Genomic DNA, 23,721 nt, shown 5'->3' with positions numbered 1-23,721 from the left:
CCTTATCACCGAATTAGCGTTTTCTACAAACGCGGCCTCGTGCCGCCTATACAAAAGCAAAGGGGAGTATATGAAGAGGGCAAACTACATCGCTCAGGCAGCCGTTGCATCCGCCGTCGCGATTTCCGGTGCAGCAGCTCACGCGCAGAGCAGCGTCACCATTTACGGCAGCCTGGATGCAGGAGTGGCTTATGTGAGCAATGTGGCTGGCGGTTCCGTTACCCGCGTGGACCAGGGCACGATGCAGCCGGACCGCTTCGGCTTCAAGGGCAGCGAAGACCTGGGCGGCGGCATGAAAGCGATCTATCAGCTGGAGGGCGGCTTCTTTACCGACACCGGCAATCAGACCAACGCCAACCGTCTCTTCAACCGCCTGAGCGTTGTCGGCCTGTCCGGCGATTTCGGCACCTTCACCCTTGGCAATATGCCGGACCTGGTGTTCGATTACGCGGGCAAGCTGAGTAACGGTTATCAGCTCACCAACTGGTATCTCTTCCACCCAGGGAATCTGGACTCGCTGGCCAATACTTCGCAGTTCAATAACGCCGTGCGCTATACGTCGCCTACCTATAGCGGCTTGACCGGCAGCGTGATGGTGGGTTTCGGTGAGCAGCCGGGCGACAACAAGAAAGGCCGCAACGTCAGCGCTGGCCTGAATTACGCCAACGGCCCGTTGAAACTGGTCTTCGCGTACAGCCGCCTGAACGACCGCGCTGCGGGCTATGCCGGCACTTATCTCGGCTCTCTTGGCCTGGGCAGTGCCGCCAGCGTGTTCAACCGCCTGACCACTTACGCGGCCGGCGGCGGCTATGTGGTCGGCAGTTGGCGCCTGAATGCAATCTACACGCAAACCAAGGCCGACCTGCCGGCTGTGAGCTTCAAGCAGAAGAACATCGACCTTGGCGCAGCCTGGAAGTATGGCGAGAAGTCCACGCTGAACATGGGCTACACCCACACCAAACAAGGCGACGCCAAGTGGAATCAGGTCAGCCTGAGTAATGTGTACGCCTTCTCCAAGCGTACGGAATTCTATGTGCAGGGCGCCTATCAGCGCGCCGGCGGCGCAGCGAAGTTCGCCATCCAGAACAGCACCGGCGTGGCCGACGGACGCAGCCAGTTCGTGACCACTATCGGCGTGCATCACCTCTTCTAAACCGCAGCCGTGTGCGGGCCGCGCTGCCCGCACGCGCTTCTGGAGAATTGCATGTTCAAAAACTATAAAATCGGCGCCCGCCTCGCTGCGGGCTTCGGCATTGTTGTGGCCCTGCTGTGCGGGATCGTCGTCATGGCGGAGCGTAGCCTGGCTGCGTTGAACGACGCCACATCGCAGATTGTCCAGGATCGCTATCCGCAAGTCGTGCTGACGACGGACCTGATCCTGCAGCTGAACGAAAACGCCATCTCGATGCGCAATATGCTGCTGGCCGATAATCCGGACATGCTGAAGGCGGAAACTGCCGCCATCGCGGCGGGCGAACAGCGCGTCGCCGATGGTCTCAAGCGGCTGGAAGGCATGCTGTCCAGCGACGCCGGACGCAAGGCGTATCAGGACATCATCGCCCTGCGCGCGAAGTACCTTACCGGTCAGGCCGAATTCATGAAGCTCGCAGGCAGCGGCGGTACGGTGGATGCATCCACCCTGCTGATGACCACTCTGCGCGCCGACCAGCTGGCCTACACCAACCGCATGAAGGGCTTCCTTGCGGGCGGCGGCAAACTGATGGAAAAGAGCGGGCAGGATGCCGAACAGCTTTATCGCGATAAGCGCTTGCAAATCCTCCTGCTGGCCAGCGTGGCCTGCCTGCTGGCTGTGGGCTTCGGCATCTGGATCACCCGCTCGATCACCCAGCCGCTGGACCGGGCGGTACGCGTCGCCCGTACGGTCGCTGCGGGAGATTTGAGCAGCCGCATTGAAGTCCACTCCCGCGACGAAGTGGGACAATTGCTGGCGGCCCTGCAGGACATGAACGAAAGCCTGCGCAAGATCGTCAGCGAAGTGCGCAGCGGCACCGAGGCGATCGCCGGCGCGGCCAATGAAATCGCGCAGGGGAATATGGATCTCTCCGCGCGTACCGAGCGCCAGGCCAGCGCGCTGGAGGAAACCGCGTCCGCCATGGAAGAACTGACGTCCACCGTGGAGCAGAACGCCCAGCATGCGGACGATGCACGCCAGAGCGCGCGCGTTGCATCCGGCGTGGCAAGCAATAGCAGCGAAGTGGTGGCGCAGGTCATGCGCACGATGGATGAGATCAGCCATTCCTCGCGCCAGATTGCGGACATCACCAGCGTCATCGACGGCATCGCCTTCCAGACCAATATTCTGGCCCTGAACGCGGCAGTTGAAGCGGCACGCGCCGGCGAGCAGGGGCGCGGCTTTGCGGTTGTCGCCTCCGAAGTGCGTACGCTCGCCCAGCGCTCCGCGGCCGCGGCAAAGGACATCAAGAACCTGATCGACGCTTCCAGCGCCAGTGTCGCCAATGGCAGCCGCCTTGCGCAGCAGGCCGGCGCCACCATGCAGGATGTGGTGGCCAGCGTGGTGCAGGTAGCAGACCGCGTGAGCGAGATCGCCGCCGCCAGCGCCGAACAAAGCAGCGGCCTGGCGCAAGTCAATGTGGCCGTGGTGGAGATGGACGAAACCACGCAGCAGAATGCGGCCCTCGTCGAACAGGCCGCAGCCGCCGCACAATCGATGCAGGAACGTGCGGCCGGACTGGCGCAATTGGTCAGCGTGTTTCGTCTCGATTTGCACACCGCACCGCAGCCGCCGCGTGTTAGCATGACGCAGCGCCCGAGACTGGCCGCGTGAATTGCAGAGAGGTAGCGGATGGAGGAAATCAGCGTATCGTCATGGACTGAATTCATGGCCTTGTCCACCACGTTGGACGGCTGGGCCTTCCGCGGCCAGAAGGACGCACGCTGGCCGCTGATCACGTCGCTCGAACGCTACCTCAGCGCCTACATGCCGGACCGCAGCAGCTGGCGCCTGCGCGAGGAACGCGCCATCCGCATCTTCCGCCGCAAGGCACACAACTATCTGAGCGACACGCGCGTTCTGGAAAACGATCTGCGCTGCCTGGCGCTGATGCAGCACCATGGCGCGCCGACACGTCTGCTCGATTTCACGAAATCGCCTTTTGTGGCGGTATTCTTCGCGCTGGAGCAAGCCACGCGCGACGCCGCGATCTATGCCCTGAACACGCCGCGTCTGTGGACCGCGGCACCGCGCACGCGGTCGGACTGGAATCGCGATGCCATCGATCCCCGCACGCAGGGCAATTTCGAGCAGTATTTCCTGCCAAATGAACATGGCGTGCTGTGGATAGGTGAGCCGACCGAGATGGACCGGCGACTGGTGGCGCAATCCGGCACGCTGGTGGTGCCGGGCATTCTGGGCCGGCCAATGGACGAGATCCTGCAGGACTATGGCGACAGCGACCGCCTGCTGAAGAAGATCGTGTTGCCGCTGTCCATGCGCGAAGAGGCCATGAAGGCCCTCTACCGCATGAATATCACCAATGCCACGCTGTTCCCCGACCTTGATGGCCTGGCACGCTCTATCGGCCTGGAGCTGGAAATGCTGTGGCAGGTCGACCGCGCCTGATCAGCGCTGTCCCAGCCTGGTTTCCCCGAACAGGCTTTTCAGCTCGCGCGGCTGCGAGCGCCAATACTGAGGCGGTGCATCCACCTGCGCGTTCAGCACGGCGGCGGCGTGCCACGGCCAGCGCGGGTCGTACAGCATGGCGCGCGCCAGGCCCACCATGTCCGCCTGGCCGGAGGCGATGATGGACTCGGCATGCGCCGGCTCCGTGATCAGGCCCACGCCGATGGTCGGCATCTGCACTTCTTTCTTGATGCGCTTGGCGAACTGAATCTGATAGCCGGGACCAAGCGGAATTTTCTGGTGCGGCGACACGCCACCACTGGACACGTGGACGAAGTCCGCGCCGCGATCCTTCAGCGCACGTGCGAACACCACGCTCTGGTCCTCGTCCCAGCCGCGCTCCACCCAGTCGATTGCGGAAATACGCATGCCCACCGCCATGGATGGCGGGACGGCGGAGCGTACTGCTTCAAATACTTCAAGCGGGAAGCGCATGCGGTTCTCCAGCGTGCCGCCATACTGGTCGGTGCGCTGGTTGGCGATCGGCGACAGGAACTGATGCAGCAGGTAGCCGTGGGCGCCGTGGATCTCGATGGCTTCGATGCCCAGCGCATGCACGCGCCGTGCGGCGGCGATGAAGTCCTGCTTCACTTTCTGCAAGCCTGCTTCGTCCAGCGCGGTTGGTGTGCGCTCACCTTCGCCGTGCGGCACAGCGGACGGCGCCACCGTCTGCCATCCGCCCTCTTCCAGCGGAAGCATGCAGCCGCCCTCCCATGGACGCGCGCTCGACGCCTTGCGGCCCGCATGGCCCAGTTGCACCGCCAGTTTGATCGGCGAATATTTGCGGACCGCCTGCACTACCGGCAGCAGCGCCTGTTCATGTTCATCGGACCACAGCCCCAGATCGTGAGGCGAAATGCGCGCTTCAGGCGAAACGGCGGTCGCTTCCAGAATCAGCAGCGCGGCACCGGACAAGGCCAGGTGGCCGAGGTGGACCATGTGCCAGTGCGTCGCGCGGCCTTCGTCGGCGGAATACTGGCACATCGGTGCAATGGCGATGCGGTTCGCCAGCTGCAGCGGCCCGATCGCATAAGGTGAAAACAGCTGGCTCATTATTCCTCCTTCAGCGCCTCGACCTGGATGCGCAGATCCACATTCATTTTGAATCCAAAGTCCTTGCCCGCAGCCAAACCGAATTCGTCGCGCTGGATGGTGGTGTAGACGTCCGCGCCACACAGCTCACGCTTCAGCATTGGATGCGGCACGCATTTGAACGATTTGATTTGCAGCGTAGCGGGCTTGGTCACACCGTGCAGCGTCAGATTGCCAACGGCCTGCGTCGGCGCACCGTTCTGGAAACCGGCCAGCCTGCCCTTGAAAACGGCTTCCGGGAATTTTTTCGCATCGAAGAATTCGGGCTTCACGGCCCAGTCATTCAGCATGTCCTGTCCGAAGTCGATGCTATCCAGTTCAACCTTCACTTCCAGCGTGCCGTTGCCTGCGGCCTTATCCAGCATCACCGTGCCGGAAGATTTGTTGAACTTGCCGCGCCAGACCGAAATGCCCATGTGGTCGGCCTCGAAGCTTGGGTAGGTGTGATTCGGATCGATCTTGTAGGTTGCAGGCGTGGCGTGCGCCAGACCAGCGGCCAGCAACAGCAGTACGGACAATCGTTTCATTGAGTTCTCCAAACGTTACAGATGCTTACTTTTGATACAGCGACACGTCTAGCTTACAGCCGGGCTGCCCGTTAATCTGGAGCCAAGTTTCAACACCAACGAAGAAGGAGCACATTATGAACGACAAGATCCCGACCGTAACGCCTCGTATCCATCCCCTGGTTGCCGGTGCTGCGATTTCCGTGACCGTGCTCGCCCTCGTTGGAACGGCAGCGATTGCCGGCTGGCTTCCTACTTCGAACGCGAATGCGCCGGCCGCTGCCAATCAGCTTTCGGCCCCTGTCGCGGCTACGGCCGCGCAGGCTCCGGCCCAATACCCGGCACAGTATGCCCCGAACCAGGCCGACGCGCAGGCACAGTATGCCGCCCAGCCGCCAGCACCGGCCGCAGAACAGGCTCCGGCATCGCGCCCTCGCCCGCGCGTACACCACACGCAGCCCGTGCAGCAACAGGCGTCCTACCAGGAACCGGCATCACGTCCGGCCCCAGCGCCTGAGGCCCATGGCCCGAACTACCTGGGCATCGGCACCGGCGCCGTGATCGGCGGCCTGCTGGGCAACCAGGTCGGCAAGGGCAAGGGCCGCACGCTGGCCACGATCGCCGGCGCTATCGGYGGCGGCTACGTCGGCAACGAAGTCCAGGAACGCTCGCGCCAGCAGCCTTAATCGTAAAGTCCATCCCCTCCAGCCGCCGCGCGCAAGCCCGGCGGCTTTTTTTTACAGATCGTAAGGACCGAGGAAGTCCATCTTGCCGACCTTGACGCCCTGGTTGCGCAGGATGTCGTGCAGGGTCGTGAGGTGGAAGTAGAAATTGGGCAGGCCGAAGTCCAGCAGATAATTCTCGCCATTGAAGGTCGGCTTGAAAGAACCGAAGTTCAGGGAAATTTCGCGCGTTTCGCTGCCATCGTATGCAGACTGCGGCACGCTTTCGATATAGGCGATGGTCTTGGCAATGCGCTCCTGCAGCTGGGCGAAGGTCGCTTCATCGTCAGGGAACTTCGGCGCGGTCACGCCGCTCAGGCGCTCGACGGAACCCTTGGAAGTATCGCTGGCACGCTGCACCTGTGCGCTCAGCGGCAGCATATCGTCCACCAGGCGGGCGGACAGCAGGGCATCGGGAACAATGCCGTGCTCCTCGACGTGTGCTTCGGCCTTGCGCAGCAGTTCTGCTGCAACTTTCAGGCCGCGCACAAAGACGGGAGCGGATACTCGGTACATGGAAACGGACATGGGCTACTCCTCCTGTGTGATCGGACGAGTGTAGCGCATGCCCCGCATTCCTGCTTAAGACACCCTCACGACCATCATGCCTGCCCGCAGGCCGATGCGTACGTCGGGATTGGGGAAGACCACCAGCTCTTCGTCGTGCTGCACGGTGTAGATGGTGTCGCCGTCGCGGGCGATTTCCTGGCCGCGGGTCAGCGGCGTGAAGTTCTGAGTCTCTTTGCCGAACGCCATGGTGAAGCCGTCGCTCAGCTTGATGATGTTCCGGGCGACTTTAAACACGTGTGGCTTCCTGGCCGCTTCGCCCGCGGGCTGGCCGCGCAGCAGGCGATCCAGCGCCACGCGTGCTTCCTCGAACTGGGACAGGTCGTTCTGGCCCAGCGTGCCGATGCGGCCTAGCTCCACTGTGGTGCCGGCAGCGGCGTGGTGTTCGGCGCTGTAGTAGCTATAGGTGCCTGCGGACGCAGGGTTCATGATGATGGCGCCGATGCCCGCTTCACCCAGCCAGCCGATCAGCTGCGCCTTAGCGCCGTCCGCGATCAGATCGGGGACAATGGCGAAGGTTGGGTAATAGGATGGTCGGATGGCCGTGTGCAAATCGAGGTGCCAGCGCTCAGCACCGGCATCCTTGAAGAAGGCGCTGGTGGCGGCGATCATCTCGTCCGCACGCGCGGCTTCGGCGGTGCCGGCAAGGCTGCCACGCTCGGCGCGGAACATGCGGTTCAGGTCTGCGTCGATGAAGCGCTTGGCCTGACGGATGGCGCCGATGTTGCCAACGCAAAGCATCAGGTCTACGGCCAGCATTGCAGGCTCCTGCGCCAGCGCATCGAGCAGGTAGGCCACCAGTTCGATAGGGCCCGTTTCGTCGCCGTGCACGCCGACCGAAATCAATACTGCAGGACGCGCCGGCTGGCCGGTGGCCACAGCGCGGCGCAGTGTGATGATGCCGTCGGCCGGTTCAGCGACCGAGAAACCCGCCGCGCCGAAGCTGAGCGCGACCGCGCTGAAATCCGCTTCGGCCAGCGCGCGCACCGGAGGAGGCAAGCCGCCGCCGGCCGCGGCCTGCGCAACGTCTGACGATGGGGCGCCAGCAGCGGCGCCGGTTTGCTGCTTGTCCGTCATCCGCTTATGCCGCCTTTGCCAGGGTCGTCGCATTCACGGCTTCGGACAGCGCCCACACATCCAGCATTGCCTGTTCCAGATCCGCCGCAGGAGCGTAGCCGGACAGACCCAGCGTGTTGGTCACCAGCTCCACCGCTTCGACGCCATCGTGGCCATCGGTCGCACGGGACAGCACTTGCGACAGCAGCTTTTGCTGCGTGCGGCGCAGCGCCTGTTGTGCGTAGCTGCGCAGTGCTTCCTGCGACTTGTTGGCCGCCGGCAGGCGCAGCCCGCGCTCCAGCGTGTCGATGCCAGCCTGGGAACGCAGCGCCATGCCCACTTGCAGGAAGGTCGGCAGATCCATGCCCGCCGGACGCTTGACCGACAGCGCTGCGAACACGAAGGCTGCCACGCCTTCGATCGCATCCACTGCCTTCCACGCCTGCACGAAATCAGGACGCAGGCCCTGCTGCTCGTCAACCTCGGAATGCGTATCGCCGATCAGCTTTTTCACGGTGTCCGGCTGGGCGAACAGTTTGGTCAACTCGGCAATGCCGGCGCCGCCCTTCAGCTGGTCCTTCGGCACGGCCAGCACGCCTTCCGTCACAGCCTTCAGCAGGCTGCGGGTGCGCGCATCGACGCGGATCGACACGGCGCGTGGCACGTTCAGCGCGTCTGCATCCAGCGTATCGAAGGTGTGCGCCAGATCCAGCGCCGACCATGCCTGGCCCCACGCCAGGATAACGTCGGTTTCCGAAGCGTTGGACTGCGCTGCCAGTTCGCGGATCATCAGCGGACCGCAGCGGTTCACCACTTCGTTCGCCAGCACGGTCGCCAGGATGGCGTTGGCCAGCGGGTGAGCCAGCGGTTTGCGGGTCGCCACCAGCAGCTGCGGGAAGTAAGGACGCAATACATTTTCCGCCCAGCTCTCGTCCGTCAGCGGCATGGCGCCAAGGACGCGTTTGTAGCGGTTCTTCACGTTGGCGATCACCACCGCCAGTTCCGGCGTGGTCAGGCCGCGGCCATCGGCCTTGCGGCGCGCCAGTTCGGCCACGGAAGGCAGCTGCTCCAGTTCGCGGGACAGCGCGCCCTCTTCTTCCAGGTCCGCGATCAGGTCGGCATAGCCATCCTGCACGGCGTGCTCCGACTGCGCCTGCAGCTCGCGCACCAGCAGGCGGGTTTGCTGCGTGTTGTCGCGAAGGACCAGGTCTTCCACGTCCTGGGTCATGTCGTTCAGCAGCTTGTTGCGGTCTGCTTCTGACAGCTGGCCGGCGTTGACTTCCACATCCAGCCACATCTTGCAGTTCACTTCATGGTCGGAGCAATCCACACCTGCGGAGTTGTCGATCGCGTCGGTGAAGATGCGGCCACCGCCCAGGGCGAACTCGATACGGCCGGCCTGGGTCGCGCCCAGATTGCCGCCTTCCGCCACTACCTTGCAGCGCAGCTCATTGCCGCTGACACGAATATTGTCGTTGGCGCGGTCTTTCACATGTGCGTGCGTTTCGGTCGAGGACTTGATGTAGGTGCCGATACCGCCGTTGTAGAACAGATCCACCGGCGCCAGCAGAATGCGGTGCATCAGTTCTTCCGGCGTCAGCGCAGTCTCTTCGATGTTCAGTGCCGCGCGCACTTCCGGCGACAGTTCGATCGAACGGGCCGAGCGCGGATACACGCCGCCGCCTTGCGAGATCAGGTCCTTGTTGTAGTCTTCCCACGAGGAACGCGGCAGCGCGAACATGCGCTTGCGCTCGGCGAAGGATTTCGCGGTATCCGGATTCGGGTCCAGGAAGATGTGGCGGTGATCGAAGGCGGCCAGCAGCTTGATCTGGTTGGACAGCAGTACGCCATTGCCGAACACGTCGCCGGACATGTCGCCCACGCCCACCACGGTGAACGGCGTGGTGTTCATGTCGTGGCCCATCTCGTAGAAATGGCGCTTCACGGCTTCGAAGGCGCCCTTCGCGGTAATGCCCATCTTCTTGTGGTCGTAGCCGTTGGAGCCGCCGGACGCAAACGCGTCGCCCAGCCAGAAGCCGCGCTTGACGGCGATGCCGTTGGCGATGTCGGAGAAGGTCGCAGTGCCCTTGTCGGCAGCCACCACCAGGTATGGGTCGTTGCCGTCGTAGCAGACGGTGTCCTCAGGCGACACGATCTTGCCCAGCACGCGGTTGTCGGTCACTTCCAGCAGGCTGGAAATGAACAGGCGGTAGACTGCTTCGCCTTCCGCCGCCACCACGTCGCGCGGCGCATCTTTCGGCATCTGCTTGCAGACGAAGCCGCCCTTCGCGCCGGCCGGCACGATCACGGCATTCTTCACCATCTGCGCTTTCACCAGGCCGAGAACTTCGGTGCGGTAGTCTTCCATGCGATCGGACCAGCGCAGGCCACCACGGGCAACCGGGCCGCCGCGCAGGTGCACGCCTTCAAAGCGGCGCGAGAACACATAGATTTCGCGGAATGGACGCGGCTGCGGCACCAGCGACAGATTGCTGGTGTCGAACTTGAAGATGATCTTCTCGCCCTTGCCGCCATTCTGGAAGTAGTTGGTGCGCAGGGTCGCCAGAATCAGATCGATCAGCGCGGCCAGGATCACTTCCGTGTCGGCATGATTGATCTGTGGCAGGCGGGCTTTGATGCCCAGCAGGTTTTCTTTCGCCGTATTGCGCGCGGCTTCGCTGCTCACCGGATTGAAGCGCTGGATGAAGGCGTCGACAATTTCCTTGACCAGTGCCGGCTGGCGGCGAATGGTTTCCGCGATATAGCGCACGGAGAATTGCGTACCGGTCTGGCGCCAGTAGCTCATGTAAGCGCGCACCAGCAGCACCTGGCGTGCATCCAGGCCGCCTTCGACGACCAGACCATTCAGGCGGCCGTCTTCGGCTTCATCGTTGAACAGCTGGGTGAACAGGTCTTGCGCCACTTCGGCAATGCCCTCGTGCGCCAGTTTGGCGGCGCTGTCGGCATCCACGGCCAGGCTGGTTACGTAATGACGCTTGCCGTCGGCGGTACGGATCGAGTGCGCAGCTTCGCGGTCGATCGCCACGCCCGCGTTATGCAGGGCTGGCAGGATCGCAGACAGCGCAGGCACGCGGTCTTCCGAATACAGGCGGATGGTGGTGGCAGGATTGTGTTCCGACGCCAGCTCAACACGCACGGCGATGCGGGAACCGTCGCCATTGCGCAGGATCTTGTCCAGGTCATGGAAGGCCACGCTTGGCGGCGTCGCGGCGACGTAGTCGACCGGCAAGGTGGCGCACAGCTTGCGCATGCTGTTGCGCAGCGGTTCTTCGCCAACCTTGTCGGCCAGTTCGGAGAATTCGTTGTGCCAGCCATCCAGGATGGTCAGCAGCGGACGCTGGATATCGCTTTCCAGGTCCAGCGGATAACGCGCAGCATGCGCGATCAGGTAGAGACGGGCCAGCGGGCCATCCGCCACCAGGGTCTGCGAGCTGACGTGGGTAGCGCCGGAGCTTTCCTGCAGGGCGCGCGCCAGTGCATGTGCCACGCTGGAGCTGAAGCGTTCGCGCGGGATGTAGACCAGCACGTTCAGGTGGCGGGTGTAGACGTCGCGGCGCGCAAACACTTTGGCGCGTGGCTGCTTGTAGAGCGACACGACGGCGCTGCACAACTCGGCCAGCTGTTGCGGCTCCGCTTCCAGCGCTTCGGTGCGCGGCAGCGATTCCAGGATCTCGATGAATTTCTCGGCGCGGAAGCCGGTTTCGCGCACGCCCGCAATCTTCAGCACTTGTGCGATGCGGCCGCGGGCAAAAGGCATGGTGGCCAGCGGAGTGATCGACGCAGCACGGGTGAACAAGCCCACGAAGCAGTGCTCGCCGAGGATGGCGCCTTTGGCGTCGCTGTTGCGGATGCCGATGAAGTCCAGCTGCTGATCGCGGTGCAGGGTACCGCCCACGTCCGCCTTGACGATGGACAGGGTGTGGCCACGCTTGGACAGCGTGTCGAAGTCGCCAGGGATATTGGCGATGCAGGTGCCGTAGACCGGGTGCGCCGTATCCTGCAGCACGCCGATGCGGCTAGGGATGTCGCGTTCCAGTTCGCGTGCGCCCGGCTTCACCTGGTAATAAGCGTAACCGTGGGCTTCGAAGCCTTCATTCTTGGCCCATTCGAGGAAGGCCGCGACTTCCTGGCCTTCTTCGCCATGGGTCGCTGCGTCGGCGGCGATGGCGGAGAAGCGCTCCTTCATCGCAGGCAGGTCGCGGCGCACGATGGCGGCGTCGCGCGCCACCATTTCGATGCGCTCGGCCAGCTCTTTCAGCTGCGGCTCCTCAAGCTGTTCGGACAGCAGGCAGAGAACATAGGATTCCAGCTTGTCGCCCTGCTGGCCGACGGCTTCCACCACGCCGTCCGCATTACGGCGCACCGGCAGCACGGCGTTCAGCACGCCGTTCGCGGTAACGCGCAGCTTGCGCATGGCCATGACGATGGAGTCCACCAGATAAGGCATGTCGTCGTTCAGAATCAGCAGGGCCGTGGCCTTGCCGCCGCGCGCATCGGTGTAGCTCAGGCGCGCAATCTGGCAGCCTTCGCTGGTGCGGCGGGCTGCCTGGGTGAAGCCTTCCACCAGCACGGGGGCCAGGCTGTCGGGGGAAACGTCTGCCAGGTCTTCGTCATCCAGGGCGCTGAGCCAGGCGGCAATCAGCGAGGGGACTTCCCCACCACCCTTGCTTGCGTTGACGAGGTCGAGCGTCTGCTTGCGCAGCTCTTGCGGCATTTGTTTCATCTGCATCTCCAATACGTTGTGTGTATTTGCTTACAGCGCGTACAGGCCGGGTAGGCCCAGAATCTGTTCCAGCTCTTGCAGTGCGGTGTGCACCTCGATCGCCAGTTGCGGGTCCGCGAGATCTTGCGGTTCGAGGTGGTCGCGATAGTGTTTCTCCACCCATGCTACCAGTTTTTGATACAGGTCTTCCGTCATGATCACACCCTGGTGCATGGCGGCTGCCTCCTCATCGGTCAGCGCCACGCGCAGGCGCAGGCACGCAGGACCGCCGCCATTACGCATGGACTGGCGCAGGTCGAACTGGATCAGCTCATCGACCGGGCCGCCGGACTTCACCAGGCCATCCAGGTACCTGGCCACGGAGGTGATCTCCTGGCACTCATGCGGGGTCACCAGCGCCATCTTGCCATCAGGCTTGGACAGCAGCTGGGTATTGAAAAGATAGCTCGACACCGCATCGGCCACGGACACGGCGCCCGTATCCACGCGAATGGCGTTCAGCTCAGCGCCCACGCCGGACATGGCGTTGCGCAGCTGGGCCAGCGTGTCCTGCTCGTCCGCGAAGGCCTGCTCGTGGTAGAACAGCACGTTGGCATTACCGACCGCGATCACGTCGTTGTGGAACACGCCCTGGTCGATCACGTCCGGATTCTGCTGGATGAAGACCGAGCGGTCGGCATTCAGGCCATGCAGGCGGGCGACCGCCTGCGAAGCTTCCAGGGTGTGGCGTGCCGGATAGCGCTTCGGCGCAGGCGCGGATGCATCGAACTCCACGCGGCCATACACGAACATCTCGACGGCCGCATCGCCATGCGAAGCAGCCAGGCGGGTGTGATTGGCCGCACCTTCGTCGCCGAAGGCCGGCGTGCCGGGCAGCGCATCGTGCACCATGAAGCGCTTCGAATCCGCAAAGATCGCGCGCAGGGTGCGCGCCGATTGCAGATGTTCAAAAGCGCGGTGCAGCTTGTTATTCAGGTTGGCCGGAGTGAAATGCACGCGGCCATCCGCCGTGTCGGGCGAAGGGCTGACGGTGGCAGCATTGGCGGTCCACATCGGCGAGGCCGAGTAGGCGCAGGCCAGGATGACCGGCGACGCCTTGAACGCCTTCGAGATCACTTCGGCATCGCTGCCGGTGAAACCCAGGCTGCGCAGCAGGCGGAAGTTGGGACGGTCCTGCGGCGGCATCACGGCTTGCGCGAAGCCGCGCTTTGCCAGCTCGCGCATCTTGGCCAGGCCTTGCAGCGCGGCCAGCTTCGGATTCGATGCGCTCTTCACGTTATTGAAGGAGGCCACATTGCCGAACGAGAGCCCGGCATAGTTATGGGACGGGCCTACCAGGCCATCAAAATTGAATTCGCGAGCTGGGTGCATTGTGATCCTCAGAAGTTCATGCCAGGGGACAGCTTGGCCGGCATTTCCAGCGCGCTGTTCTCGATCGATGCCACCGGATAGGCGCAGTAGTCAGCCGCGTAGTAAGCGCTTGGACGATGGTTGCCCGACTTGCCGACGCCACCGAACGGCGCCGAGCTGGCAGCACCCGTGGTCGGGCGGTTCCAGTTCACGATGCCGGCGCGTGCGCGCAGATTAAACTTCTGCCACAGCGATTCGTCGTTGGACAGCAGGCCGGACGCCAGACCGTACTGGGTGGCGTTGGCAGCGCGGATCGCTTCGTCGAAGCTGTCGACGCGGATAATCTGGGCCAGTGGACCGAACCATTCTTCGTCCGGGATGCCTTTCGCATCGGTGGTGTCCACGATGCCGGCGGAGACGAAGCCGGTGCCTGCCTGCAGCTGGCGCATTTCCAGCAGCACTTTGCCGCCCTTCTCCACCATCATGCCCTGCGCCTGCACCAGCTTTTCAGCCACGGCTGCGGAAACCACAGGCCCCATGAACGGTGCAGGTTCGGCTGCCGGAGCGCCTACGCCCAGCTTGGCCGACACTTCAACGAAGCGCTGCACGAAGGCGTCGCCCTCGGCGCCCTTCTGCACGATGATGCGGCGCGCGCAGGTGCAGCGCTGGCCGGCCGAGATAAAGGCAGAGGACACCGCCATGAACACCGCAGCATCGATGTCTTTCACATTCCACACCACGAGAGGATTGTTGCCGCCCATTTCCAGCGCCAGCAGCTTGCCCGTCTGGCCGGCGAACTGCTTGTGCAGCGCCGCGCCGGTCTGGCTGGAACCGGTAAACAGCACGCCGTCGATCTCGCTCTGGCCCAGCGCGATGCCGGTGTCGCGGGCGCCGTTGACCAGGTTGACCACGCCGGCCGGTACGCCAGCCTTTTCCCACAGCGCTACGGTCTTGATGGCGGTGCGCGGTGCGAATTCGCTTGGCTTGAAGACGATGGCGTTACCGGCGATCAGCGCAGGCACAATATGGCCGTTCGGCAGGTGGCCCGGGAAGTTGTAGGGACCGAACACGCCGAACACGCCGTGCGGACGGTGGCGCAGCACGGCCTCGCCATCGGCAACCTTGTTGCGGTTCTCGCCGGTGCGGGCATTGTAGGACTGCAGGGAGATGTCCACCTTGTTGGCCATGGTGGTCACTTCGGTACGCGCTTCCCACAGCGGCTTGCCCACTTCTTCGGAAATGGTCAGCGCCAGGTCTTCCGCGTTCTCCTTCAGCAGGTCGCGGAATTTGGTAACGATCACGATGCGCTCTTCGATTGGACGATAGGCCCAGTCATCGAAAGCGGCGCGCGCCGCGGCCACGGCGGCGTTCACGTCTTCAGCGGTGGAAGCCTTGCTGCTGTAAGTCTGCTTGCCGTCCGCCGGGTTCACGGTAACCAGCTGCTCGCCTTGACCGGCCTTCCATTGGCCGTTGATGAAATTGCTCAGTTCAGACATTGTTCTTCCTCACATTGAGAGACAGGGTGCGCACGTTATCGTTCGGATGAACGTGCAGCAGTTGCTGGTCGGCGTGCGACAGATCGAGTTTGCCGTTGACCGGGGTGGCTTCCGTCACGATCATGCGGAAGTCCTTCATGGTGACATTCGAAACAAGCAGTGGCTCGTGCGAATCGGGCGCGCAGGCGTGGGCCATATCGGTGTCCGCATCCACGGTCACCAGTTCGCTCTCGCGCACGCCGCGCAGTTCGGACACGCGTGCCTGCATCACGGGGCCGGCATCGAAGATGTCGACATAGCCCTCGTAGTACATGCCTTCCTGCTCCAGCAGGCGGCGCGCAGGCGCGGTCGATACGTGCACCTTGCCGATGGCTTCCTGCGCATCTTTCGGCAGGTATTCCACGTACATCGGCTGGCGCGGCATCAGTTCGGCGATGAAGGACTTCTTGCCCAGCGCGGTAAGGTCGTCCACGTGGTGGAAGTCCATCTTGAAGAAGTGGCGGCCCAGGCCTTCATAGAACGGCGAGGAACCGTCCGGCGCCTGGTAGCCGCGCATCTCGGCGATGATTTTCTGCTCGAACAGGTGTGGGAACTGGGCGATGAACAGGAAGCGGCTCTTGGACAGCAGCTTGCCGTTATTGCCCTGGCGGTAGTCCGGGTGCAGGAACAGGGAGCACAGCTCGGAGCAGCCGGTCAGGTCGTTCGACAGGTACAGCGTGTCCATGCGCGTGAACACATTCAGTTCGCGGCTGGAGTGCACCAGGGTGCCGATGCGGTAGTTGTAGAAAGGTTCGGTCAGGCCGACCGCGCCCTTGATGGCGCACACGCCGGCCAGGCGGCCATTGACGGTGTCTTCCATCACGAACATATAGTCGCGCTGTTCGGGCGGAATGGTTTCGGCGAAAGAGGCCACGGCCACTTCCACGCGATCGCCCATCATTTTCATATCGGGTTTCAGCGTGGTCATGCCGGTGCCGACCTGGCTGGCCAGGTTGAACAGTCCGTCCAGGTCGGTCGCTTTGATGGCGCGTACAACTAGCATAGTGTGCTCTCGTATCAGATGCGGACGCAGGTAACGCTGTCGCCTTCGGCAACGCGCAGGATGTCCTGCACGTTCGGCGGCAGGGCAATGGTGTCGGTGTTTTCCAGCGCCGGGCAAGCCAGCGTCACAGCGCGGAAGTGCTGGTCGGGGCGGGTGGAGATCGCGTAGGTCGCCACGGCGTCGCCATCGGCCGGTGTGCTGGCCGTCGCCACGCGGCGGGTCAGCGAGGAGGTGAAGGTACGCAGCGAATGCTTGTGGGCCTGCAGAATCGGGCCGCCGTCGAAAATATCGATGTACTCGTCCGCTTCGAAACCTTCGGAAGTCAGCAGATTGAACGCCAGTTCGCCGGACGGATGGATCTGTCCCATGGCAGCTTGCGCATCGCCCGGCAGCAGCGGCACGTACACGGGGTAGTGCGGCATCAGTTCCACGATCAGCGTGCGGTTACGCGCACCGCCGATGGTGCGCTCGGCATCCAGGAAGTCCATCTTGAAGAACTTGCGGCCGAGGGCGTCCCAGAACGGGGAGCCGCCGTTATCGTCGGTCACGCCGGCCAGCGGCACGAAGAAGCGGTCGCCAAAACGGTGCGGCGCCTGCACGGCAAACAGCAGACGGGAACGCGACAGCAGCGCCGCTTCCGGGCGGTGCTGCACTTTCTCGTCCACGTAGAAACTGGATAGCTGCGAATACGCGGTCAGCTCGGAACACAGGGTCAGCGCATGCACGCTGTGGCTGATGTTCAGGTCACGCGACACCTGCTGGATCACGTCGTTGCGGAAGGAGAAGTAGGTGCCGTTGGAGCCGGCGGAGGCGAAGATGGACGCGGTGCCGCAGATCTTGCGTTCGGCCAGCGACTCCAGCACGAACAGGTAGGATTCTTCGCTCGGGATATCGACATGCGCGGAGAACGATGCCAGCGAACGCTCCACCGCCTGCTCGATTTTCTCGCGCGTTTTCGGCAGCGTATGCACTCCCGGCATGGTCACCGCCGCCAGCTTTTCGAGGGCGGCAATATCCGCTATTTCTACCGGACGGACTACATACATGGGGACTCCTTCTTGTTAAATGAAATGGCGGGGCCCGGAATTACCGGGCGGCCCGCCCTGCCATGTTGGTCCGTGGACCCTGGAATTACTTGGTCAGATCGGCGATACCCAGGCGCATCAGGCGGTCCGCCTCATCGATCTGCGCATCGGACACGACCAGCGCAGGCGCCATACGCACCACGTCGGTGCCGGCGATCAGCACCATCAGGCCATGCGCTTCAGCGGCGCGCTGGATGTCCTTGGAACGGCCCTTGAACGGCTCGGCCACCACCAGGCCCAGCAGCAGGCCGGCGCCGCGCACGGAGGAGAACACTTGCGGGAAGTCGCGCACCAGGCCTTCCAGCTTGGCGATCAGCTTCTCGGACGCTTCCTTCACGCGCGCCAGGAAGGCCGGCTGGTTGATGGTGTCGAATACGGTCAGTGCCACGGTGGTGGCCAGCGGGTTGCCGCCGTAGGTGGTGCCATGGGTGCCGACGGACAGGGTCTTGGCCAGTTCCTCGGTGGTCAGCATGGCGCCGATCGGGTAGCCATTGCCCAGCGCTTTGGCGACGGTCAGGATGTCCGGGGTGATGCCATACCCCTGGTAGGCGAACAGCGAACCGGTACGGCCCATGCCGCACTGCACTTCGTCGAAGATCAGCAGGGCGCCGGTCTTGTCGCACAGTTCGCGCAGCTCCTTCAGGTATTCAGGATTGCCCGGCATCACGCCGCCTTCACCCTGCACCGGCTCAACGATCACGGCGCACACGTCGTCGCCGATGGCGGCGCGGGCAGCTTCGATATCGTTGTAAGGGATGTGGTCCAGCGACGGCGGCAGCGGTTCGAAGCCTTCGGTGTACTTGGACTGGCCGCCAACGGACACGGTGAACAGGGTACGGCCGTGGAAGGAGTTCAGGCAGGACACGATGCGCGACTTGTGCGCGCCGAATTTGCCGTGGGCGTATTTACGGGCCAGCTTCAGGGCCGCTTCGTTGGCTTCGGCGCCGGAGTTGCAGAAGAAGGCGCGGTCGGCGAAGGTGGCTTCGGTCATGGCCAGGGCCAGGCGCAGCACCGGTTCATTGGTGTAGCCATTGCCCAGGTGCCACAGGGTATTGGCCTGCCTGGTCAGGGCTTCCACCACGACAGGGTTGCAATGGCCGAGGGCGGCCACGGCGATGCCGGAGGTGAAGTCCAGGTAGTGCTTGCCTTGCTGATCCCAGAGATCCAGGCCAGATGCACGAACTGGAACCATGGAGGCGGGTGCGTAGGTCGGCACCATCACTTCATCAAAAGTCTGCCGGGTGACAGGGCGAGTGGTTGCAGTCGAGTCAAGCTTGGCGTTCATTGGCAAATCCCCATTCAGTAAGGTGTACTGCATTGTAAAAGCGGGGATGCTAAAACTCTTTTGAATCTGCGACAAGGATTTTCAAAAATGCTCAGCTTGCAGCGAGCTTGCGCTGGCGTTCCTCCCTCGGGGTATTGCCGAACAATGTGCCAAAAGCGGTAGAGAAGTGCGAGCCGGAAGAGAACCCGCACATCAGCCCGACCTGCACGATGGAATGATTTGTTTCCAGCAGCAACTGCCGGGCACGTTGCAGGCGCAGTTCCAGGTAGTAGCGCGACGGCAGACTGCCCAGGTATTGCTTGAACAGGCGCTCCAGCTGGCGGCGCGACAGGCCGACCAGGCCGGCGATGTCGTCCGTCGAGAGGGGTTCCTCGATATTGGCTTCCATCAGGGTGACGGCCTCGGACAGCTTGGGCTGCAGCGCCCCGAAGCGGGCTTGCAGGGCCACGCGCTGCCGCTCGTCCGGGCCGCGCACGCGGTCGATGCACAGGGCTTCCTTGATCTCGGCCTGCACCTGCGAGCCGAACAGGGACTCCACCAGGGTCAGCGCAAAGTCCAGGCTGGCCGCGCCGCCGCAGCAGCTGAGCAGGCGGCCGTCGATCTCGTACAGGTTGGGGGTGAGGATGGCGCGCTCGGTGATGTCTTCGGTATCCGCATACAGCGCCCACGGCAGCGCGATGCGCAGGCCGCCGCAGGCGCCCGAATCGGCCAGCCACAGCACGCCGGCGCCCACGCCACCCCAGTAGCTCGCTTCACGGCAACGGGCAATCAGGGCACGCGCCAGACCATCCGGCAGCGGACCTTGCTGCTCGTCGGCCGCCACCAGGGCCAGGTCCCAGTCGCCCGGCTCGGCCACCGCCTGCTCGGGCGTGCGGATCGCCAGTTCGAAACCTTGCTTGAGGATGCGCTGGGCCAGCCGCAGAGGCTGGACCAGGCCGGACCAGGTGAGGCTGTCCGGTTCGCCCGCATTGACCAGCAGCACGCGCAGGGGCTGCTCCTTGGTCAAGCGGCTGAGTTGGTCAAATGACATCTTATTCTGGGGCGAGCGACGTCGGCGGCCGCTCAGGGGTATTCCACTGGCTCACTATCATACCGGAGATCAACAGGATCGCGCCGAGCAGGCCCATCCAGCCGAGGACTTCGCCCAGCCAGAAATAGCCGAAAATGGCGGCGCAGGCAGGCTCGAAGGCATAGATCACGGCCGCCTCATTGGCGGTGGCGTGGCTCTGGCCCCAGGTTTGCAGGGAAATAATGGCCGCCGTGGCCACCACGCCCAGGTAAATCAGATTCCATTTGTACAGCTTCAGCCCTTCCCAGATGTAGGCGTAGTAATCGTTGGCGTCGTTCGGCACCGACACGGCACCGCGCGGCACCTCGCGCAGCAGAATCCACAGGCCGGCCAGCGCCGCCACCGTCATGATCTGGGACGCGGTCAGCGTCATCAGGCGCTCCGCCTTGCGGGTCACCACTTCCATGACTTTGATATACGCACCGAAGGCCAGCGCTGCCATCAGGGCCAGGGTATCGCCGCGGCTCCAGGTCAGCGTGCCTTCCCAGCACAGGGCAAACAGGCCGGCCACGGCCAGCACCAGCGCCACCACGATGCGGCGGTCCGGCCACTTGCCCATGACGATGCCCAGCAGCGGCACCACCAGCACGTTCAGGCCGCAGATGAAGGCGTTGCGGTTGGAGGTGGTCAGCGACAGGCCCTCCACCTGGAACAGATAGCAGAAGAACAGCAGCACGCCGGACAGGAAGCCGTAGTGCAGGTCGCTCCAGCGCGCGCGCCAGATGAAAGGCAGCAGCAGCACGCTGGCAATGCCGAAGCGCGACACCACGATCCAGTTGGGCGACAGGTAATTCGTCATGTCCTTCATCGCGGGGAAAGTCGTGCCCCAGACCAGGGTCACAATCAGCAAGGCCAGTATTCCGCGCGCGTGTTGAGGCATGATAGTCAGATGTTAATGTTATTTATCTGCATATGGTAACGGAATCTCGAAGAGCCGCGTGCACAAGCAAAACCACCGGCATGGAGCTGGTGCCTGCCACGGCGTGGCAGGCACCTGGGGTCACGGTTCTGGGCGCTATAATCACGCACCATGGGCGAACGTTATTTGAAATCAATCCGGCTGCTGGCCGAGTGCATGCAAGGCTTTGAACGTCTGTCCGGCGAGCATGTTCGCCGCTGCGGCCTGACTCATGCACAATTCGATATCATCGCTACCCTGGGCAACACGCCGGGAATGAGCTACAAAGAACTGGGTGACCACACTTTGATCACCAAGGGCACGCTGACCGGCGTGATCGAACGGCTGGAACAGAAGGGCCTGGTCGAGCGCGAGCGCAATGAGGAAGACAAGCGTTCCTTCTTCGTCCGCCTCACGCCGCAAGGCGATCAGCTGTTTCAGGACGTGTTCCCGAAAGTGGTCGCCTGGGGCAGCAATGTGTTCGGCCAGTACAGCGATGCCGATTTCGAAGCGCTTGAACGTACACTGTCCGGCTTGAAGGCGACCATCGCCGCCGGTACTCCAAACTGAAGAAACTGAAAACAATGCTGAAAACCACCCTGCTCGACGGCGTCAAGCCAGCGCATTTCGATAAACAGATCACCGCCAACCTGCTGCTGGAAACCACCACGCCGGATGTGGTGCGCCAGGAAAAGCTCCTGATCGGCGTCCGCAACGAAGACGGCGACATCTACCGTCTCATCGGCGCAACCAAGCACAACAGCTTTACCAATGCCGTAGAAGAACTGGTCGACCTGGAATTGGTCGATGAACTGGAAGACACGGAAGGCACCCGCGAGGGCTGCGACGCGATTTTCAGCGAAGGCTAAAAAAGCAAATTAAGCTTTTCAATCGCGGCAGCGTTGCGCCTGCGGAAAAATTCATCGTTATTTTTGTCTCAAAATAGTTCTTTGGGGCAATTTTTGCATATAATTTTCGCATGGACAGACTGGACGCCTTTAAAGCCATCGCGGAGCAAGCCGGCCGCGGTGAGCTCGCTTTCCCCACCAATGTGAACGCCTCGCTGAAGCTTCAGCAGGCGCTCAACGATCCCAATTGCCATGTCGACCACGCGGCCAAGCTGATTCAGGCTGACCCGCTGATGGCCGCACGCACCGTGGCAATCGCCAATTCCGTTGCGTACAACCGTTCGGGGATGGAAATTTCCTCGGTGCGGTCGGCCGTGCACCGGTTGGGCGTGCGCACGCTGCAGTCACTGGTCGCATCGCTGATCATGCGCCAGCTGGGCAGCAAGATCCGCAATCCCCTTTTGAAAGCCAAGGCGGCGCAGCTATGGGAGCATACGGCCCACGTGGCGGCGCTGGCGCAGGTGATTGCGCGCCGGGTCAGCCATGTCGATCCGGATACCGCGCTGTTTGCCGGCATCGTCCACGAAGTCGGCGGCTTCTATATGCTGGCCCAGGCTGAAACTTATCCGCAGGTGATGGAAGGCGAGCCGGAGGAATGGGTCGAGCACGGCGAGGTCGCCATTGGCCGCGGCGTGCTGCAAAAGCTGATGATTCCTGAGAACGTGATGGAAGCCGTGGAGGCCATGTGGACCGGCATGCGCGCGCTGCCGCCGGAAACGCTGGGCGATACGCTGCTGCTGGCAAACGATCTGGCGCCGGTGCCCTCGCCTCTCCATACGCCGCCTGGGGCGACTACGCCGGTGTCCGCGCACACCATCGATTTCGCGGTCGGCGAAGGCACGCTGACTGCGGTCATGAACGAATCTTCGGACGAGGTCAAGTCGCTGACCGACGTACTGCTCATGTAAGCGCCCGCGCTGCGGCCAGCGCTGCGAATCGCCGCAGCTCGGGCACCGCGGTCGCTTCCCAATATTTTGCTTTCAGCCAGGGGCCGACGTAATCGAGCCGGTCCGCCCACGCTGGCGCCACGCTCCCGTCCTGCTTCAGCGCGCCCGCGCTCACCAAGCCGGCGATCAGCGGATCATCGCAATGCACTGGCGACGCGCAGCTTCCCGTGCAGTTAATCACCCGCGCCACGACCAGTTGCTGGCCATCCGCCGCGCCACGCCGGCGCAAGGTGACACGCACGCGCTCATCGTCCTCCGTGCATTCAAGCACCCGCCCCGCCATCACACGCAGGCGGCCATCCATCAGCGCCCGTTGCAGCGGCTCATATGCGGTGGGCGATATACGGTGGCGGTGATTGTCCCAGTACGCCTGCACGTGGCGCCGAAAGCGCTGCCGTTCGCGCTCAGTCCAGGCCTGCCAGATCGCCGGCGCATGCGGGCGCAGCGCCACCATTGCATCGCGCCAGTCGCATGCCGTGCCAGCCGCGCGCAGGAAGCGGCGCAGTCCGCGCAACTGCTCCCGCACCGTATTCGCATCGCCCCATAAGGCTTGGGGGCCGATGTCCTGCGCCGGCGGTGGCCCGCGCAAGCCGCGATGCGCCTGCGGCAGCAGCCCATGGCGCGACAGCATGGTGATCTGCCGCGCCCCGCGCGCGAGCAGGGTCAGCGCCATGTCCACTGCCGTCAATCCGCTGCCCAGCAACAGCACCGGCTCCGCAGGATGCACCGCCGCCAGCGCCCGTCCATCCCAAGGATCGGCCAGGTAGCGCGCGCCCTCCCGCCGCGGGTGATCGCCATCGTCACCGGCGCCGCCGTGATGCAAGCCGCGCCAGCCGTGTGCGGAACGGAGCGGGTCGCAGGGTGGAAAGTGGCCGGTGGCCAGGATCACGCGATCAGCATGCAGGATGCGCTCGTCGGCCAGCGTGGCGATCATGCCTGCACCATCTCGGCGTAGTGCAATGGCCTGGCCGGACACGCGCGTGAGGCGATCACCTGCCGTTCGCGCCGCCTCGCCGACAAGTGCGGCAAGGTAGTCGCCATAAACGCGCCGCGGCACAAAGTCCGAAGCGCGCGAGCCTGCGAATCGCACGAAGCTGTCCGCATCGTCATCGAAGGCGCTCATCTTGCCCGCCGGGACATTGAGCAAATGCTCAGCGCCGCAGCATGCATAAGCTAAGCCGCCAAGCCGCGCGCGTTCGAGCAGCAGCACGCGCGCGCCGGAGCGCAGCAGCTGTACCGCGCACGCAACGCCGCAAAACCCTGCTCCAACAATCAGTATCGTGCGCATCGCTT

20 protein-coding genes are annotated in these 23,721 nt (G+C 63.4%); 7 read left to right on the top strand and 13 right to left on the bottom strand.

Going from position 1 to position 23,721, the window contains the following annotated elements; all coding sequences use genetic code 11:
- Positions 1-70 precede the first annotated feature (70 nt).
- From AB4Z19_RS11475 to AB4Z19_RS11465, 3 genes are read left to right on the top strand one after another with little or no spacing between them, the layout of a single operon-like run.
- Positions 71-1,153, top strand: a complete 1,083-nt coding sequence (locus AB4Z19_RS11475; RefSeq protein ID WP_442025299.1) for a porin — start codon at positions 71-73, stop codon at positions 1,151-1,153.
- A 51-nt stretch (positions 1,154-1,204) separates the two neighbouring features.
- Positions 1,205-2,806 carry a methyl-accepting chemotaxis protein gene (locus AB4Z19_RS11470; protein ID WP_442025300.1) on the top strand — a complete coding sequence of 534 codons (1,602 nt, stop codon included), beginning with the start codon at positions 1,205-1,207 and terminating at the stop codon, positions 2,804-2,806.
- Between the two features lie 18 nt (positions 2,807-2,824).
- Positions 2,825-3,601: an FRG domain-containing protein gene (locus AB4Z19_RS11465; RefSeq protein WP_442025301.1), complete on the top strand. Its 777-nt coding sequence runs from the start codon at positions 2,825-2,827 to the stop codon at positions 3,599-3,601.
- On the opposite strand, the gene AB4Z19_RS11460 is transcribed toward AB4Z19_RS11465, so the two are convergent.
- A complete protein-coding gene (locus tag AB4Z19_RS11460; protein ID WP_442025302.1) occupies positions 3,602-4,714 on the bottom strand; it encodes an NADH:flavin oxidoreductase/NADH oxidase in 1,113 nt (370 codons plus the stop codon).
- The gene (locus AB4Z19_RS11455; protein ID WP_442035295.1) at positions 4,714-5,280 is read right to left on the bottom strand and encodes a YceI family protein; all 567 of its coding nucleotides are present in this window, start codon (positions 5,278-5,280) and stop codon (positions 4,714-4,716) included. Before AB4Z19_RS11455 ends, AB4Z19_RS11460 begins: the two co-directional genes overlap by 1 nt.
- Positions 5,281-5,396: 116 nt before the next feature.
- Between AB4Z19_RS11455 and AB4Z19_RS11450 the strand changes: the two genes are divergently transcribed.
- A complete protein-coding gene (locus tag AB4Z19_RS11450) occupies positions 5,397-5,945 on the top strand; it encodes a glycine zipper 2TM domain-containing protein (RefSeq protein ID WP_442035294.1) in 549 nt (182 codons plus the stop codon).
- Between the two features lie 51 nt (positions 5,946-5,996).
- Here AB4Z19_RS11450 and AB4Z19_RS11445 read toward each other — a convergent pair whose 3' ends face one another.
- The 10 genes from AB4Z19_RS11445 to AB4Z19_RS11400 form a co-directional block, all read right to left on the bottom strand.
- Positions 5,997-6,509 (bottom strand): DUF1993 domain-containing protein, encoded by a 513-nt coding sequence (locus AB4Z19_RS11445; protein ID WP_442035293.1) that lies wholly within the window; start codon positions 6,507-6,509, stop codon positions 5,997-5,999.
- Positions 6,510-6,563: 54 nt separating this feature from the next.
- Positions 6,564-7,625 (bottom strand): succinylglutamate desuccinylase, encoded by a 1,062-nt coding sequence (locus tag AB4Z19_RS11440; protein WP_442035292.1) that lies wholly within the window; start codon positions 7,623-7,625, stop codon positions 6,564-6,566.
- Between the two features lie 4 nt (positions 7,626-7,629).
- The gene (locus AB4Z19_RS11435) at positions 7,630-12,348 is read right to left on the bottom strand and encodes an NAD-glutamate dehydrogenase domain-containing protein (RefSeq protein WP_442035291.1); all 4,719 of its coding nucleotides are present in this window, start codon (positions 12,346-12,348) and stop codon (positions 7,630-7,632) included.
- Positions 12,349-12,378: 30 nt separating this feature from the next.
- Positions 12,379-13,719, bottom strand: a complete 1,341-nt coding sequence (gene astB, locus AB4Z19_RS11430; protein WP_442025328.1) for an N-succinylarginine dihydrolase — start codon at positions 13,717-13,719, stop codon at positions 12,379-12,381.
- A gap of 8 nt (positions 13,720-13,727) precedes the next feature.
- Positions 13,728-15,194 (bottom strand): succinylglutamate-semialdehyde dehydrogenase, encoded by a 1,467-nt coding sequence (gene astD, locus AB4Z19_RS11425; protein WP_442025329.1) that lies wholly within the window; start codon positions 15,192-15,194, stop codon positions 13,728-13,730.
- Positions 15,187-16,236, bottom strand: a complete 1,050-nt coding sequence (gene astA / locus AB4Z19_RS11420; protein ID WP_442025330.1) for an arginine N-succinyltransferase — start codon at positions 16,234-16,236, stop codon at positions 15,187-15,189. Before astA ends, astD begins: the two co-directional genes overlap by 8 nt.
- Positions 16,237-16,250: 14 nt before the next feature.
- The gene (locus AB4Z19_RS11415) at positions 16,251-17,282 is read right to left on the bottom strand and encodes an arginine N-succinyltransferase (RefSeq protein WP_442025331.1); all 1,032 of its coding nucleotides are present in this window, start codon (positions 17,280-17,282) and stop codon (positions 16,251-16,253) included.
- Positions 17,283-17,367: 85 nt separating this feature from the next.
- Complete coding sequence (gene astC / locus AB4Z19_RS11410; protein WP_442025332.1) at positions 17,368-18,606, bottom strand: acetylornithine/succinylornithine family transaminase; 1,239 nt, start codon at positions 18,604-18,606, stop codon at positions 17,368-17,370.
- Positions 18,607-18,697: 91 nt separating this feature from the next.
- Complete coding sequence (locus AB4Z19_RS11405) at positions 18,698-19,636, bottom strand: GlxA family transcriptional regulator (RefSeq protein ID WP_442035290.1); 939 nt, start codon at positions 19,634-19,636, stop codon at positions 18,698-18,700.
- A 1-nt stretch (position 19,637) separates the two neighbouring features.
- Positions 19,638-20,555, bottom strand: a complete 918-nt coding sequence (locus AB4Z19_RS11400) for a DMT family transporter (RefSeq protein ID WP_442025334.1) — start codon at positions 20,553-20,555, stop codon at positions 19,638-19,640.
- A gap of 150 nt (positions 20,556-20,705) precedes the next feature.
- Here AB4Z19_RS11400 and AB4Z19_RS11395 point away from each other — a divergent pair, with 150 nt between their 5' ends.
- The 3 genes from AB4Z19_RS11395 (at position 20,706) to AB4Z19_RS11385 (ending at position 22,389) form a co-directional block, all read left to right on the top strand.
- Positions 20,706-21,143 (top strand): MarR family winged helix-turn-helix transcriptional regulator, encoded by a 438-nt coding sequence (locus tag AB4Z19_RS11395; protein WP_442035289.1) that lies wholly within the window; start codon positions 20,706-20,708, stop codon positions 21,141-21,143.
- Between the two features lie 17 nt (positions 21,144-21,160).
- Positions 21,161-21,442, top strand: a complete 282-nt coding sequence (locus AB4Z19_RS11390; protein ID WP_442025592.1) for a hypothetical protein — start codon at positions 21,161-21,163, stop codon at positions 21,440-21,442.
- 110 nt (positions 21,443-21,552) lie between these two features.
- Positions 21,553-22,389, top strand: a complete 837-nt coding sequence (locus AB4Z19_RS11385; RefSeq protein WP_442035288.1) for an HDOD domain-containing protein — start codon at positions 21,553-21,555, stop codon at positions 22,387-22,389.
- Here the strand turns inward: AB4Z19_RS11385 and AB4Z19_RS11380 are convergent.
- Positions 22,382-23,716 (bottom strand): FAD/NAD(P)-binding protein, encoded by a 1,335-nt coding sequence (locus AB4Z19_RS11380; RefSeq protein WP_442025589.1) that lies wholly within the window; start codon positions 23,714-23,716, stop codon positions 22,382-22,384. The two genes, AB4Z19_RS11385 and AB4Z19_RS11380, sit on opposite strands and share 8 nt — an antisense overlap.
- Between the last annotated feature and the right edge of the window lie 5 nt (positions 23,717-23,721).

Origin of the sequence: Pseudoduganella sp. RAF19 (assembly GCF_052114165.1) — a bacterium.
Classification (GTDB): Bacteria; Pseudomonadota; Gammaproteobacteria; order Burkholderiales; family Burkholderiaceae_D; genus Rugamonas.
Note: the sequence above shows the minus strand (reverse complement) of the source record. Positions and strands in the feature narration are given on the sequence as shown.